Here is a 14,916-nt window from a genome sequence, read left to right on the forward strand (position 1 = left end):
GGTCGTACGAATCGACGCTGCGCGGCCACGACGGGGGCGCGGGGGTCGCGCATACGGCCGCCCCGCCCTGCCTCGTCCTTCAGTCCCGCCGCTCGGCTGTATCCAGGATGTCGGCGGGACGCGGACCGCACGATGGGGCTGGCCTGCGGACCGGCGGTGGGGCTGGCCCCAGCACACGGCGGGCGGCCCCGGTCGGCAGTGTCGTCGGCCCGAACGCTGCCGCATCCGGCACAGGCGCGCGCCCGGCGGGCGGTGACAGGGTTCGGGCATGACCGATGTGCGGGAAGTGAGCTGCCGTCCGCCGGGAAAGCGCGTCCTGCTGTTCCTCGCCGCGCTCTCGGCGGCCGGGGCGGGCGCGGCTCTCGTGCGGGCGGCGTACCGGGGGCCGGGCGGGTGGCTGGGCGGCGGCCTGCTTCTCGGGCTGCTGGGCTTCGCCGCCCTCCACAAGGCGACCGCCCGGGTGCGCGCCGACTCGTACGGCGTGCACTCCTGGACGCTGCTGCGCCGCCGGAGCGTGAGCTGGGGTGACATCGCCGATCTGCGCGTACGCCTGAAGTACGCGAACACTCCCCGGGTCCAGGACACACGTGGCGTCAGCCTGTTGCTGCGCGACGGACGCGAGCTGCTCCTGCCGCTGCCGCGGAGCCGGTCCTACGACGACCCGGACTTCGACGCGAAGCTGAACGCGTTCCGTGCGCTGCACCGGCTCCACGGCACACCGGAGTCGGACCACGTCCCCGTCGTCTCGTACCGCACCGCCGGGCGCGGCTGGGCCGGGTCACTGGCCCTGTGCCTGCTGCTGCTCGGGGGCGCGGGCCTGGCCGCCTGGTTCGTGCCGAACGCCGCGTCGGGGGAGCGGGCGTGGCGGTCGGCCACCCCGTGCACCGCGGGGACGCCCGCCGCGGAGCGCGACGAGTGCCTGACCACCCTGACCGCCGTGATCGCAAGGACCGACGCCACCTGGTCCCGGAGCAAGAGCAGTTGGCTGTACTTCGTCGACGGCCGGCCGCTGGACCGGCTCGCGGTCTCGTCGGACGGCGCGAGGATGTTCGAGCCCGGCGACAGCGTCGAACTCACGGTCTGGCGCGGTGAGGTGAGGGAGGTCGTCGGCGAACGTCACGTGTTCCGCCTGCACGTCCCCGCCTCCGGAGAACTGGCCGTCGTCGCGGCCGTGTGCCTGCTGGCCGCGGGCTACCCCGGCGCCCGGGTGCTGCTCCGGCTGCGCGGGCGCCGACTGCCCGACGACGAGGTCCTTCCGTCGGCCCTGCCGTTCGCGGGCGCGCTCGTTGGCACGGCCCTGTGGCTGCTGCCGCTCAGCTACCTCCACCCCACGACCCTGCTCACCGATCCCGTGGCGATCACCTGGGCGGCCGCGGGCTCGACGGCCACGGCGGCCTTCCTCGTATGGGCGTGGCGCACCACCCGGGTCCGTACACCTGGCGAGATCGCCGCGACCGGAGTTACGGGAGTGATGGGAGTGATGGGAGCGACGGGAGGGGGCGGCGGGTTCGCCGAGAAGGAGACGGACGAGAAGGAGACGGACGAGACGGAGACGGACGCGGAGTACGACGTGTTCCTGGCCGCCCGTTTTCTGGAGTCCACCGACTACAACCCGTACGGCTTCGGCACCCATGTCGTCCTCGGCGGCGGGCCGCTCGCGGTGACGCCCCACCCCGGTCCGGGCAGGTTCGCGGCGAAGCCGGTGCCGGTGGAGCGGCTCGTCGTCAAGGAGGTGCGGCGCGTCCGGGGCGGCGACGGCGACACCGTCCCCAGCGGCTGGCACATCGCCGAACTCGACGACGCGGGCACCCCCGTGCGTCTCGCGGCGGCTCCGGACGACCTGACCCGCATCCTCCGAGAGCTGGCCTCCGACCCACTCAGGCGGGAGGCTCGGGTGTCTCCTTCGCGGCGCGGCGGTACTCGGCGTTGATGCGCTGTGCTTCCTCGAGCTGGTCCTCAAGGATGACGATGCGGCAGGCGGCTTCGACAGGGGTTCCCTGGTCGACGAGTTCGCGGGCGCGGGCGGCGATCCGTAGCTGGTAGCGGGAGTACCGCCGGTGTCCGCCTTCGGAGCGGAGCGGAGTGATCAGCCGTGCCTCGCCGATGGCCCGGAGGAAACCCGGGGTGGTGCCGAGCATTTCTGCTGCCCGGCCCATCGTGTACGCGGGGTAGTCGTCGTCGTCCAGACGACCGCTGAGCGGAGTATCTGCTGTCATGTCACCTCGTTGACCAACGCGTCGAGGGGCCCTGGTGCCGTACGGCACCAGGGCCCCGAAGGAAATTGAACACCATCTGTCGGCTCTACTGCTGCGCCGACCTTCTGTTTCCGCAGTCCGGCCCGGGAGACGGGCGGGTATGCGGGGATCGCGAATGCGTGACCGGGGACCACCTTCCATTCCGGGGTCTTGCGGTACCCGGCCGGATGATGCCCTGGCCGGGCGATCCTGATGGCGTCTGCTCCTTCCGTTCTTCCTCGGGATCTGTGGTGGAACTGTCGTCTTCTACCCGCCAGTTCGTGTCTGCCGGGTCTCTCTCGACCTTGTCTACGAGAGAAACACTAACCATGACGCGGGCCAATGTCTACTCTGGCGAGAGTAGATTTCGGTTCGCTTGAGGCGTAGGTATTCTGCGGTCCAGGGTGACGACCGGTAACGCCCAGTGACGTCGGGGTGCAGGCGGGCGGGGCCGTGCGGGTGAGGTCGGGCGAGCCACTGAATAGACTCGGCTTCCATGACGAACCCCGACCGGCTCCTCGTGGACATCTCCGCCCTCGTGGAGTCCGGGCAGAGCAATCAGATGTCGCTGACCGTGGTGGTCGGCGGTGCCGTCATCACCGGCCGGCTCGCTCCGGAGGCCGTGTGGCGGGAGCGGGTGTCGGAGGTCCTGAACGACTCGGACCGCCTAGGCCCGTTCTCAGCGGTCTTCGGCGCCGGGCCGGCAGCGGGCGACGGCCCAGAGGGCGGCGACCGCGGCGCGCCACCCGCGTATCTGCACTTCCACCTCGCCCGGATTCTGCAGGGCAACATCGGGATTCCCGAGACGGGCGGGATGTACCGCGTCGCGATCGAGGACGTCAGCGCCTGGACCGTGGGCGACGTCAGCTACTCCGACCAGTCAACTACCCGGTCGTGAACGACCGGGCTTGCTGCTCTAGTCATCACTGGCTGTGATGGTTTCGGCTGCGTCCTGTGCTCACGCGATGAGGGTGAGTTCTGGGGCCGTTGACTGGGCCCCGCAGACCCATGCCATCCACCCTCTGCGGCGGATGTTGTGGGACGCGTTGTGGTCCGCGTGCTCGACGAAGCCGCAGGACCTGCACGCGAACCGGGCCTGGTCGGGCCGGTTGTTGCGTGCGGTGTGGTGGCACTGGGAGCATTCCTGGCTGGTGTAGGCCGGATCGACGTACACCACCGGCACTCCGGCTCGGCGGGCCTTGTAGGCGATGAACACGCCGAGCTGGGCGAACGGCCAGGAGTGGAGCGTGACGCGTTGGGGCTTTCTCAGCCGTGCCCGCTCGCGGATGCCCGTGAGTTCTTCCAGGGCGATCCCGCGACCGGTGCGTTCAGCCTCCGCCACGATCCTCTTAGAGATTTTGTGGTTGATATCCTTGTTGCGGCGGGCTTCCTTGCCCGCGCGGTTCTTCGCCCGCCGCTTGGCGGACTTGGTGTTTTTCTTCTGCAGCTTGGTGTGCTGCCTGCGGTCGTTCGCGCGTTTCCGGTTGATCTGTCGGCCGGAGTGGCGCACGCCGTCGGAGGTGGCGGCGATGTTCTCGATGCCCAGGTCCACCCCGATAAACCCGACCGGCCGGGCGTTGAGGGTGGCTTCGGGGATCTCGCAGGTCGCGATCAGGAACCACTTCCCGCCCTGACATACCAGGTCGGATTCGCCTTGGCGGTGTGCGGCCAGGACTTCCAGTTGGTCGGCCTGCCCGGTGAACTTCACGCCCTTCATCCGCCCGGTAGTGGTCCAGATGGAGACGGTGTTCTCGGTGTGCTGCCAGGACAGCATCCGGTCGTCATACGGCTGGGCCGCCTCAGGGCGGAAGACGACCGGCTTGCCCGAGGCCCGCGCGTGACGCGTGGAGCCGGGTCGCCCGTACCGGCCGCTGCGCAGGTTCGCCCGCAGCGTGGTGTTGGCGTCGCAAGTCTTCTTGACCGCATGCTGGGCCGCCTGCGCCCCCAGACCCCACCGCTCCCGGATCTGGTTGTAGGTGTGCTTCCGCAAGGTGAGCGGACGCCGCGCATCCTTCTCGAAGGCGACCTCGGCGGCCCAGGTCGCCGCCTCGTTGCAGGCATGCAGCGTCGCCTCAAGTGCCGCCGCCTGCACGGGCGTTGGCAGCAGCTTCACCCGCACAACCAGCTTCATGACGCCGACCCTAACCGGCCGGTTGTACGAGCTACCCACTCGCACGGGAGTTCCACTCGATCAAGTGAACCGTAGCCCGTGCATTCGAATCACGTGCATTCTTCCGGCTCCGCCGACAGCATTCCAGGCGCTCCGCGCCCGAAAACCGCGAAGTTGCGACCTCCGCGTCGCAGCCACGGGATGCGATTCCTCCCGGGCGTGAACGCCCGGGGTTCCTCGCAAGAACCCGCTGAACCGCCTCACCGGAGCGATCCGGACAGCGATGAGGGCCCTGCCGACGCGCGTCGGCAGGGCCCTCATCGCTGTTCCCGGTGTCAGCCGGGGAACAGTACGTACTGGTGTCGGCTTCCGCCGGTCGTCACAGGCCCAGGGGGGCCGGAGCGGGGGCCGGGGCCGGGCTGCCGAGCAGCGCCGACGCGGTCTGGAGCGGTGTGGCGGCGACCGGGGCGGGCTCGGGGGCGGGACCAGCCTGGCAGGTGAAGCCGAGCCGGGTCATGGCCCGTACGACCTCTCCGCTGGTGAAGTCACGGCGGTCCTGCCGGGTGATGACCTCGCCGACCTGCTTGACGGGGTAGTGGCGGCGGCCGATGATCACGGACTCGCCCGTGATGGCCTCGGGCTTGACGCCCTTCATCGAGTCCAGGACCCCGCTCTTGTCGAGGTCGAACGGGAACCGGGCGATGACGCAGCGCATGATGCCTCACAGGGAAAGGAGGGGTGGGGAGGGAGGAGAAGAAAGACGAGGGGGACCCGGGCCGGCCGGGGGTCGGTCAGCGGGAGAGCGTGAGAGCGCCGGGCAACGCCCGGCACACTCTCCCACTGCCCGCCGGGAGTGCGTACCGGACACCGCCCGGAGCGCCCTTCCGGCGAGCGACGGGACGGTGAGAGCAGGACCTAGGCCGCCGCACCGGTGGCGGACGGGCGCTGGGGCATGCGGCGGGCCTCGCCGGTGGAGCGGCCCTTGCCGCCCGTACGGCCCCGGCGGCCCCGGGACGAGGTGGAGGCACCGCGTCGCGGGCGGTCCACCACCGGAGCGGTGATGACGACCGGCACGCCCGAGGGGGCCTGGGCGCCCGTGATGCGGTTCAACTCCGCCTCGCCCGAACGCACTTGAGTGGTCTGCGGGGTGATGCCCGCGGCGGCCATCAGCCGGCTCATCTCACGGCGCTGGTTGGGGGTCACCAGCGTGACGACGCTGCCGGACTCGCCCGCGCGGGCCGTACGGCCTCCGCGGTGCAGGTAGTCCTTGTGGTCGCTGGGCGGGTCGACGTTGACGACCAGGTCGAGGTTGTCGACGTGGATGCCGCGGGCCGCGACGTTGGTCGCCACCAGCACCGTGACGTGCCCGGTCTTGAACTGGGTCAGCGTCCGCGTGCGCTGCGGCTGGGACTTGCCGCCGTGCAGGGCCGCGGCGCGGACGCCGCTGTTCAGCAGGTGCTCGGTCAGCCTGTCCACCGCGTGCTTGGTGTCCAGGAACATGAGCACCCGGCCTTCGCGCGCCGCGATCTCGGTGGTCGTGCGGTGCTTGTCCGCGCCGTGCACGTGGAGGACGTGGTGCTCCATCGTGGTGACCGCGCCCTGGGACGGGTCGACGGAGTGGACCACCGGGTCGGAGAGGTAGCGGCGGACCAGCAGGTCGACGTTGCGGTCGAGGGTGGCCGAGAACAGCATCCGCTGGCCCTCGGGCCGCACCTGGTTGAGCAGTTCGGTGACCTGGGGCATGAAGCCCATGTCGGCCATCTGGTCGGCCTCGTCGAGGACGGTGATGGCGACTTGGCCGAGGCGGCAGTCGCCGCGCTCGATGAGGTCCTTGAGCCGGCCCGGCGTCGCGACGACGACCTCGGCACCGGCGCGCAGCGCACCGGCCTGCCGGCCGATCGGCATTCCGCCGACCACGGTGGCGAGCCGCAGCGACAGGGAGCGGGCGTACGGGGTGAGCGCGTCGGTGACCTGCTGCGCCAGCTCGCGGGTGGGTACGAGGACGAGGGCCAGCGGCTGCCTCGGCTCGGCGCGCAGACCCGCCGTACGGGCGAGGAGCGCGAGACCGAACGCGAGGGTCTTGCCGGAGCCGGTGCGGCCACGGCCCAGTACGTCACGGCCCGCGAGGGAGTTCGGCAGGGTCGCCGCCTGGATCGGGAACGGCACCGTTACGCCCTCCCGGCCGAGCGCGGCCAGCAGCTGCGCCGGCATGTCGAGCTCGGCGAACGCCTCGACGGCGGGCAGCGCGGGGGTGGTCGTCACCGGCAGTGCGAACTCGCCCTGCGGCGCGGACCTTTGACGGCTGTAGCCCTCGGAGCGGCGCGAGCCACCGGAGTAGCCGCCGCCCCTTCCGGAGCCCGAGCCGCCCGTGCGGGTGGATCCTCCCGAACGGGTGCGGGAGAAGCGGTCGTTCGTGCGTGTGCGGTTCATGCGGAACCTTCCTTGATGAGGCACGTATCAAGGAATTCCCGCAGCAAATGAGCAGCGCAGAGAATTGCAAGAACGAGCCGAAGAGAATGGGGGGCCGAATCGGATCGGCGGGGAATGCTCGCGGGATACGTCGCTGAGGTGCGGGGCGATATTCCGGCGGTGGGGCCGGGTATTCCGTGTGGGAGGGTCCGGCAGTATGTCAACCGGAGCGTCGGTCCGAGCATTCCCGAGGAGCGGGTGGGAGCGGTTTTTCTGGAAAGCAGCGAGCTGGGGCCCGCACCCCAAGGTGCGGGCCCCAGCTGCGAAGTACGCGTCAGCGTCAGGCGGGAACGATGTTCTCGGCCGTCGGGCCCTTCTGGCCCTGGGCGATGTCGAAGGTGACCTTCTGGCCCTCCTGCAGCTCGCGGAAGCCCTGGGCGGCGATGTTCGAGTAGTGGGCGAAGACGTCGGCGCCGCCGCCGTCCTGCTCGATGAAGCCGAAGCCCTTTTCCGCGTTGAACCACTTCACGGTGCCTGCAGCCATGTCAAATCTCCTTCGGGGGTGCGTCGGAATCCACAACTTGTGAAATCCGAGTCGCTATGATGATCGCCCCGTCTTCAAGATTTCGGGAACCACAACTGCAACTGAGATCGAGAGTAGCATGCTGCGGTCGGGCGTGTGCGGAGGATAATTCTGCTCTGCCTGTCGAGGAAGGAATGTTCATCGCGCGTCGTGTTCATTTCTTACTTCGCGGGCACAGATATTGACGCGCCAGGGGCGCCGGGCCGGGAAGGGCCCGACGCCCCTGGCGTCGATCGATGTCGGTCGGCGTAGGTCTGCCGAGTGGCTCAGCGCAGCGAGCCGAGCCGGTCCAGGCGCTCGTCGACGCCGTTGCGGAGCTCACCGAGCGTCGTGCCGGGCGGGGCCACCTTGGGCGTGACGGTCGGCGGCTGGGTCTCGTCCGCGCACGTCGCGCCCTTGGCCGGGACCTTCAGGTCCACCAGGTAGCCCGTGACCGCGTCCGTCGCGCAGGCGCTCCGCCCGAAGGCGGTGTGTCCCTCCGCCTTGAACGTGAGCAGCGAGGCGTTGTCGAGCTGCCGGGACAGCGCCACCGCGTCCTGGTAGGGGGTGTCCGGGTCACCGGTGGTGCCGAGGACCAGGATCGGCTTGGAGCCCTTGGCGCGGTAGGAGCCGTCGTAGCGGCTGACGCGCTCGCCGGGCCACTGGGTGCAGGCCGTGGCGTGCTGGTGGTCGTAGGTCGGCGGGCCGAAGGCCATGGCCGGGCCGAGCAGCGGTGCCGCCTTGGCGTAGGCCGTGACGTTCCGCTGCAGCAGGGCCTGGTCACGCGGGTAGTCCTTGTCGACGCACTCGACGACCACGTTCGGAACCAGGAAGTCGAAGCTGCCCGGGGACGGCGGCCGCAGCAGGAACGAGGTGTTGTCGCGCTGCTGGGCCTTGCGCAGGGCCTCGCCGAACGAGGGCCAGATGACCTTGCCCGAGTTGATGTTGAACATCAGCCGGTAGACCAGGGTGTAGCCGTTGGCCAGCCCGCCGCTCGCGGTCGGCACCGGGTTGGCGTCCAGGTCGCGCTTGAGCTTCTCGAACGCCGCCCGGGGGTCGCCGTCACCGAACCCGCAGGTGGCCTGGTCGGCCTTGCACCAGTCGAGGAAGCGGCTCATCGCGCCGTCCAGGGCCAGGTACTGGGGCTTGTCGTAGGAGTACGGCTGGTTGGCGTAGTGCACCGGGTCGTACGCCCCGTCGAGTGCCAGGGCGCGCACCCGCTTCGGGAACAGGGCGGCGTAGACCGTACCGATGTACGTGCCGAACGACCGCCCGTAGTAGGTGAGTTGCTCCTCGCCCAGGGCCTGGCGCAGCAGGTCGATGTCACGGGCGACGTACTCGGTGCCGACGAACGGCAGCAGGTCGGCCGACTTGTCCGTGCAGGCCTGGTTGAACTCGGCGGCCTCGCGCAGGGCCGGGCCGAAGGCGTCGGGGCCCGGGGCGCCCTTCGCGTCGGTGACGGCCTTGGTGTACCGCGTGTCGTCCCAGCATTCGAGCGCCGAGCTGCGCGCGACGCCCCGTACGTCGTATCCGAAGACGTCGAACGAGTCGCGCAGGGCGGCCGGCAGGTCGTCGTAGTTGCCGCGGACGAAGTCCACGCCGGAGTTGCCCGGTCCGCCGGGCTGCATGAAGAGTGTGCCCTTGCGCTTCGTCTGGTCGGCGGCCTTCTTACGGATCACCGCCAGGGTGATCTTGCGGCCCTCGGGCGCCCGGTAGTCCAGCGGCACATCGGCGTTCGCGCATTCGAAGCCGCCCTGGCAGTCGGTCCAGGAGAGCGACGGCACCGGCGGGGCCGGCAGCGAGCCCTTCGAGGCCGTCGCTGTCGTCGGGTCGGTCTGGGCGGCCATCGCCTGGGCCCCCGACCCGGCGACGACGAGTGCGGTCACCGCGGCCGCGGCGATCCTCAGGCGGGTGAGGCCTTTCCGCGTCCCGGAACCGGACCTGAATCTGAGCCGGTGCGTCGGTCGGCCGTCTCGGCCGGGCGGGACATGATCGTGCGTTGTCACTGCGTGCTTCCCCTCGGGCTGGTGTGACACCAAGAACCCACTGGTCAATGTGAGTTCGGAGAATTTCTAGCTCAACGGGACAGGGAATGGCCAGAAGAGAGGATCATGTCGCCGCCGTTCGGCCGGATCTCCACAACCGGCGGTGGCCGCCCCGGTACGGGGACGGCACCCCGGCGCCGCGCGACCCGCCCCGGATACGGCAGGCTGAGGGGGTGAGCAGCTCCCTCTTCATCAAGATCTGTGGCCTGAAGACCGAGCGGGACGTCGACACGGCCGTCGAGGCGGGTGCCGACGCGATCGGCTTCGTCTTCTCGGCCAGCCCGCGCCGCATCGACGCGGCCACGGCGGCACGGCTGTGCGCCCGCGTGCCGGAGAACGTCCTTACGGTCGGTGTCTTCCGTGACGAGCCCCTGCGGGACGTACGGTCCCTGGCCACCGACTCGGGGATCCGGGCCGTCCAACTGCACGGGCCCGAGGACCGCGGCTACTACGACAACCTCGCGGCGGGCGGCTGGACGCTGATCCGCGCCGCTGCCTTCGGCGAACCCGCGCCGCGCCACGGGGACATGGGAGAGGACGTCCTCCTCCTCGACGCCCCCGTGCCCGGCTCCGGCGTCGCCTGGGACTGGTCCAGCAAGCCCCTGGCAGGACCGGGGGAGAAGTGGCTCCTCGCCGGCGGTCTCACCCCGGACAACGTACGCGCGGCTGTCGACGCCACCTCGCCCTGGGGCGTCGACGTCTCCAGCGGCGTGGAGCGAAGCCGGGGAGTCAAGGACCCCGCCCTCATCACGGCGTTCATCAGGGCTGCCCGCAACCGGCCCTGACGCGCGCGGCCCGCAACTGGTCCTGTGCTGTGTGGTCTGCAACCGGCCCTGACGCGCGCGGCCCGCAACTGGTCCTGTGCTGTGTGGTCTGCGGCCGGCCCTGAGCTGCGCGCCCCGCAGCCGGTTCTGTGCTGTGTGGTCTGCGGCCGGCCCTGAGCTGCGCGCCCCGCAGCCGGTTCTGTGCTGTGTGGTCTGCGGCCGGCCCTGAGCTGCGCGCCCCGCAGCCGGTTCTGTGCTGTGTGGTCTGCGGCCGGCCCTGAGCTGCGCGCCCCGCAGCCGGTTCTGTGCTGCGTGGCCCGCAGCCGGTCCTGAGCTGCGCGCCTGTAGCCGGTCCTGTGCCGCGCGGCCCGCAGCCGGTTCTGACTCGTGCCACCCGCGACCGGCCCTGAACCGCGCCGCGCCCAACCGGTCCCGACTCGCGGCGCGCCCAACCGGTCCCGACTCGCGGCGCGCCCAACCGGTCCCGACCCGCCGCGTCGCCCAACCGGTCCCGACCCGCGCCGCCCGCAACCGGTCCCGACTTCGCCGCCGCGCCCGCGTCAGCCCTGCTTGGGGGCGGCCTGCTGGACCACTTCGAAGGTCCACAGCGTCGCGTCGGTCGCGGCGGGCTTCGGTCGCTCGCCGCCGGCGGCGGCCCCGTCGCGGTGTGCGGCCTGACCGCGCCCGGACATCCAGTTCTGGAAGTCCTCCTCGGCGCGCCAGCGCGTGTAGACGAGGTAGGAGTCGGTGCCCGCCACCGGACGCAGCAGCTCGAACCACTCGAACCCGTCCGAGCTGTCCACCGTCCCGGCACGGGAGGCGAACCGCTTCTCCAGCGTCTCGCGCTGCTCTTCGGGAACCGTGAGTACGTTGATCTTGACGATGCTCATGCCCCCCATTCTCCAGCAGCCACCGTGGCGGCCGATGGCGGGCCGCGCCCGACCCCGGCGCCCGACCCCACCAACATGCTGACGCTCCGTCAGAAACAAATCGGATGTCTTGACAACCTGATGACAACTCGCTCCGTCTCTATGGCGAGTCGTTGGGCGTACGGGTGAGGCGCCGGGGTTTCCGGTGTCGCGGGACGACTCCTGTCCGATGGTCCAAGTGTCAGGAGTTCAGGTGGAGTTACGTGCGAGACCCTTACGTTCCGTCGTGGCGGCAGGGGCCGTTTCGACGGTCCTTCTGCTGGCCGGTGTCCCGGGCGGGACGGCCCAGGCCGCGCCTGCCGGTGACCCGGCCGACGGGCGTACCGGGTCGGTGGCCGGGGGCGCGAGCGGCGTCGGCAAGGCCCAGAAGACGAGGACGGTGACACTGGTCACCGGCGACCGGGTCCGTCTTGACGGCGCCGGCCAGGTCACCGGGGTGGAGCGGGCGAAGGGCCGGGAGCGGGTTCCGTTCTCGGTCCGGGTGGTCGACGGACACACCCAAGTGGTGCCGGGCGACGCGCAGTTGCTGCTCGCGCAGGGCAAGCTGGACACCCGGCTGTTCGACGTGACCCAGTTGCTGGCTGACGGTTACGACGACGCCGGCCGGTCCGACCTGCCGCTGATCGTCACGTTCCGGGGCAAGAAGGCGCCCTCGATGAGCCCGTTCACCGGGGCCGGGGCGCGGATGGGCCGGGCGCTCCCGGTCGTCAACGGCAAGGCGATGCGCTCCGTGAAGCAGCGCGGCGCCGAGTTCTGGAAAGCCGTGACCGGCGCCGGCACAGACACCGGCGCCGCTGGCCAGGGCGACGGAACGACGGAGTTCACCGACTCGACCGCCATCGAGAAACTGTGGCTGGACGGCAGGCGCAAGGCCAGCCTCGACAAGAGCGTCCCGCAGATCGGCGCGCCCACGGCCTGGGCCGCCGGGTTCGACGGCACCGGCACCAAGGTCGCCGTCCTGGACACCGGGATCGACACCACCCACGCCGACCTGGCGAGCCAGGTGATCGAGGAGCGGGACTTCTCCGGCTCCTCCGGCACGGGTGACAAGTTCGGCCACGGCACTCACGTGGCGTCCATCACCGCCGGTACGGGATCCAGGTCCGACGGCAAGTTCAAGGGCGTCGCCCCGGGCGCGAAACTCCTGAACGGCAAGGTCCTGGACGACAACGGCTTCGGCTCGGACTCCGGGATCATCGCGGGCATGGAGTGGGCGGTGGCGCAGGGCGCCGATGTCGTCAACCTCAGCCTCGGCGGCACGGACATGCTCGGCGTCGACCCGATGGAGGAGACGGTCAACCGGCTCTCCGCCGAGTCGGACACGCTCTTCGTCGTCGCGGCGGGCAACGACGGCGAGTTCGGCGAGGGGACCGTCGGTTCGCCCGGCAGCGCCGACGCCGCGCTCACCGTCGGCGCGGTCGACAAGGCTGACCAACTCGCCGACTTCTCCAGCCGCGGCCCGCGCGTCGGCGACGGCGGGGTCAAGCCCGACCTGACCGCACCCGGTGTCGCCATCACGGCCGCCGCTGCCGCCGGCAGCATCCTGGTGGAGCAGTACCCCTCCGACATACCCGGCTACCTCACCATCGACGGCACCTCCATGGCGTCCCCGCACGTCGCGGGCGCCGCCGCGATCCTCGCCCAGCAGCACCCCGACTGGACCGGTGAGCGCCTCAAGGCGGTCCTGACGGGCTCCGCGAAGCCGGGCGCGTACAGCTCCTTCCAGCAGGGCACCGGCCGTACCGACGTGGTCCGGGCGATGGAGCAGGGCGTCGTCACCGAGCAGGGGCCGATCGACTTCGGCAAGCAGCAGTGGCCGCACAACGACGACGAACCGGCGACCAAGAAGCTGACGTACCGCAACCTCGGTACGGAGCCGGTCACCCTGGACCTGTCCGTCGACGCGTTCTCGGTGGACGGCAAGCCCGCGGCCGAGGGCATGTTCGTCGTGTCGCCGCGGCAGCTCACCGTCCCGGCGGGCGGCGAGGCGACCGCCGACGTGAGCGCTGACACCCGCGCCGGCAGTGCCGACGGCACCTTCGGCGGCTCGGTGCAGGCCACCTCCACCGACGGCAAGGTCCAGGTGCGTTCCGCCGTCGGCGTGGAGCGCGAGGTCGAGTCGTACGACCTGACGGTCAAGCACCTCGACGAGAACGGCGAGCCGATCGGCGACGCCGCCACCCAACTCAGCGCCATTCACAGCGACTTCTACGCCGACCTCGCCGACGAGCAGGACGGCGAGCTCACCGTACGGGTGCCCAAGGGCGTCTACACCCTGAGCGGCGTGATCCACCCGGCGTACGACGCCGCCACGCACGCCGTGCTGGTGCAGCCGATGCTGAACGTGGACAAGGACACCACCGTCGCCGTCGACGCCCGGCAGGCGCGGCCGGTGGACATCACCCTGCCCGACGCGGCGGCGAAGAACACCGAGGCCACGGTCGTCTACACCTACGAGCGGGGCGGTGAACTGAGCCCGGGCAACCTCCAGTTCCTGGTCCCGACCTTCCAGGGCACGCGGTTCGGGCAGCTCGGACCCGACGAGTCCGCGGGCGACATGTCCGCCGTGTTCGCCGGCGACTGGACCCGCACGGACGGCGCGGGCCGGCCGGTCACCTACCACCTGGCCTGGAACCGCGACGGCCGGCTTGACGGCTTCACCGCCGACATCCGGCAGGACCAGCTCGCCAAGGTCGACGTCCAGGTGGGCGTGCCCGTCGAGGGCAGAGGCGTCCAGTTCGAGGCGTCCGCGCACACACCCGACGGTGGCCTGGTCCTCAGCTACGACGACCTGCGCGCCGACCTGCCGCTGAGCACCACGGAGTACGTCCTCGACAACGGCGTCAAGTGGTCCTTCCGTAGCTGGCAGATGTTCGGCGAGGGCCGCGACCGGGTCTCGGAGAACTTCCTGATGCGGATGCCGAGGACCTGGCAGGCCGGACGGAGCTACACCGAGCGGTTCAACACCGGCGTCTTCGGCCCGACCATGCCCGCCGCGGGTGACCAGGGACCGGAGCGGGGACTCCCCGGAGTCGTGCGGTACGGGAACGTCATCAGGGCCTACACGCCACTGTTCGGCGACGGCTCCGGCCACTGGGGCCTCAGCGACTACACCTCGGTGACGAGCTCGCTCCAGGCGGACGGCAAGGAGATCCCCGACGACTACGGCTACTCCCCGATCGACCTCACCGAGTACACCGTCCCCGCCAAGGACAGCGCGTACAGACTGACCGTGGACGCCTCACGTGATCCCGCGGTGTTCCCGGTCAGCACCCGTGTCCGCACGGAGTGGACCTTCCGCTCCGCCACCACCCCCGAGGACGGCACGACCGCGCTCCCGCTGTCGGTGATCCGCTTCTCCCCCGACCTGACCCTGTCCAGCACGGCGAAGGCGGGCAAGCGGTTCGAGGTCCCCTTCACCGTCGAGGGCGCGGCCACCGGCAAACGCATCGCCAAGCTCGCCTTCGAGGTCTCGTACGACGAAGGCACCACCTGGCACCCCACCAAGGCCGTCGGAGGCACCCACCTCTCCCTGAAGCACCCGGCAAAGCCAGGCTCGGTCTCCTTGCGAGCCAAGCTGACCGACCGCGCCGGCAACACCCTGCTCCAGACGATCGAACGGGCCTACAACACGACCCGGTAGGCCTTTGGCCCTCTGGTTCCTGCACTCGGCCTCGCCCGGGGTGGTGGTGACACTGCCCCGGGCGAAGCTGTGTGTGAGGCGTACGACGACTGGCGTAAACGAGATGAAATGTGAAAATACAGGGCAGACCAAGAGATGTGGAGTCTCGGTTGTCGAGGCGAAGCGTGCCCACGCGCTGAGAGTCACGCGAGGTGGAGAGCGCAACGAGAGCGAGATGAGT

11 protein-coding genes are annotated in these 14,916 nt (G+C 70.5%); 4 read left to right on the forward strand and 7 right to left on the reverse strand.

Annotation, left to right across the window (positions count from 1 at the left end; translation table 11 throughout):
• Nucleotides 1–268 precede the first annotated feature (268 nt).
• Nucleotides 269–1,930, forward strand: a complete 1,662-nt coding sequence (locus QF035_RS27480; RefSeq protein WP_307523254.1) for a PH domain-containing protein — start codon at nt 269–271, stop codon at nt 1,928–1,930.
• On the opposite strand, the gene QF035_RS27485 is transcribed toward QF035_RS27480, so the two are convergent.
• Nucleotides 1,878–2,216: a helix-turn-helix domain-containing protein gene (locus tag QF035_RS27485; protein ID WP_307523255.1), complete on the reverse strand. Its 339-nt coding sequence runs from the start codon at nt 2,214–2,216 to the stop codon at nt 1,878–1,880. The two genes, QF035_RS27480 and QF035_RS27485, sit on opposite strands and share 53 nt — an antisense overlap.
• Nucleotides 2,217–2,730: 514 nt before the next feature.
• Between QF035_RS27485 and QF035_RS27490 the strand changes: the two genes are divergently transcribed.
• Nucleotides 2,731–3,132, forward strand: a complete 402-nt coding sequence (locus QF035_RS27490) for a hypothetical protein (RefSeq protein ID WP_307523256.1) — start codon at nt 2,731–2,733, stop codon at nt 3,130–3,132.
• 60 nt (nt 3,133–3,192) lie between these two features.
• On the opposite strand, the gene QF035_RS27495 is transcribed toward QF035_RS27490, so the two are convergent.
• From QF035_RS27495 to QF035_RS27515, 5 genes are all read right to left on the reverse strand, one after another.
• A complete protein-coding gene (locus QF035_RS27495) occupies nt 3,193–4,365 on the reverse strand; it encodes an RNA-guided endonuclease InsQ/TnpB family protein (protein ID WP_307523257.1) in 1,173 nt (390 codons plus the stop codon).
• Between the two features lie 358 nt (nt 4,366–4,723).
• On the reverse strand, nt 4,724–5,059 hold the full coding sequence (locus tag QF035_RS27500; RefSeq protein ID WP_189843973.1) for an SCO5918 family protein: 336 nt from the start codon (nt 5,057–5,059) through the stop codon (nt 4,724–4,726).
• Nucleotides 5,060–5,259: 200 nt separating this feature from the next.
• Nucleotides 5,260–6,774 carry a DEAD/DEAH box helicase gene (locus QF035_RS27505; protein WP_307523258.1) on the reverse strand — a complete coding sequence of 505 codons (1,515 nt, stop codon included), beginning with the start codon at nt 6,772–6,774 and terminating at the stop codon, nt 5,260–5,262.
• Between the two features lie 319 nt (nt 6,775–7,093).
• The gene (locus QF035_RS27510; protein ID WP_055611897.1) at nt 7,094–7,297 is read right to left on the reverse strand and encodes a cold-shock protein; all 204 of its coding nucleotides are present in this window, start codon (nt 7,295–7,297) and stop codon (nt 7,094–7,096) included.
• Nucleotides 7,298–7,602: 305 nt separating this feature from the next.
• Nucleotides 7,603–9,162: an alpha/beta hydrolase gene (locus QF035_RS27515; RefSeq protein WP_307531457.1), complete on the reverse strand. Its 1,560-nt coding sequence runs from the start codon at nt 9,160–9,162 to the stop codon at nt 7,603–7,605.
• A gap of 371 nt (nt 9,163–9,533) precedes the next feature.
• Between QF035_RS27515 and QF035_RS27520 the strand changes: the two genes are divergently transcribed.
• Nucleotides 9,534–10,145 carry a phosphoribosylanthranilate isomerase gene (locus tag QF035_RS27520; protein WP_307523259.1) on the forward strand — a complete coding sequence of 204 codons (612 nt, stop codon included), beginning with the start codon at nt 9,534–9,536 and terminating at the stop codon, nt 10,143–10,145.
• 539 nt (nt 10,146–10,684) lie between these two features.
• Here the strand turns inward: QF035_RS27520 and QF035_RS27525 are convergent.
• Nucleotides 10,685–11,014 (reverse strand): antibiotic biosynthesis monooxygenase family protein, encoded by a 330-nt coding sequence (locus tag QF035_RS27525; RefSeq protein WP_307523260.1) that lies wholly within the window; start codon nt 11,012–11,014, stop codon nt 10,685–10,687.
• Nucleotides 11,015–11,222: 208 nt separating this feature from the next.
• Between QF035_RS27525 and QF035_RS27530 the strand changes: the two genes are divergently transcribed.
• Nucleotides 11,223–14,696: a S8 family peptidase gene (locus QF035_RS27530; RefSeq protein WP_373466732.1), complete on the forward strand. Its 3,474-nt coding sequence runs from the start codon at nt 11,223–11,225 to the stop codon at nt 14,694–14,696.
• Nucleotides 14,697–14,916 lie beyond the last annotated feature (220 nt).

The sequence above is a fragment of the Streptomyces umbrinus genome (assembly GCF_030817415.1).
Taxonomy (GTDB): Bacteria; Actinomycetota; Actinomycetes; order Streptomycetales; family Streptomycetaceae; genus Streptomyces; species Streptomyces umbrinus_A.

Bases quoted from the DNA above. Each gene is read 5' to 3' on its own strand.
- QF035_RS27490 (WP_307523256.1), top strand. From the start codon at position 2,731: ATGACGAACCCCGACCGGCTCCTCGTGGACATCTCCGCCCTCGTGGAG.
- QF035_RS27480 (WP_307523254.1), top strand. From the start codon at position 269: ATGACCGATGTGCGGGAAGTGAGCTGCCGTCCGCCGGGAAAGCGCGTC.
- QF035_RS27525 (WP_307523260.1), bottom strand. From the start codon at position 11,014: ATGAGCATCGTCAAGATCAACGTACTCACGGTTCCCGAAGAGCAGCGC.
- QF035_RS27510 (WP_055611897.1), bottom strand. From the start codon at position 7,297: ATGGCTGCAGGCACCGTGAAGTGGTTCAACGCGGAAAAGGGCTTCGGC.
- QF035_RS27530 (WP_373466732.1), top strand. From the start codon at position 11,223: ATGGTCCAAGTGTCAGGAGTTCAGGTGGAGTTACGTGCGAGACCCTTA.
- QF035_RS27485 (WP_307523255.1), bottom strand. From the start codon at position 2,216: ATGACAGCAGATACTCCGCTCAGCGGTCGTCTGGACGACGACGACTAC.
- QF035_RS27515 (WP_307531457.1), bottom strand. From the start codon at position 9,162: ATGGCCGCCCAGACCGACCCGACGACAGCGACGGCCTCGAAGGGCTCG.
- QF035_RS27495 (WP_307523257.1), bottom strand. From the start codon at position 4,365: ATGAAGCTGGTTGTGCGGGTGAAGCTGCTGCCAACGCCCGTGCAGGCG.
- QF035_RS27505 (WP_307523258.1), bottom strand. From the start codon at position 6,774: ATGAACCGCACACGCACGAACGACCGCTTCTCCCGCACCCGTTCGGGA.
- QF035_RS27500 (WP_189843973.1), bottom strand. From the start codon at position 5,059: ATGCGCTGCGTCATCGCCCGGTTCCCGTTCGACCTCGACAAGAGCGGG.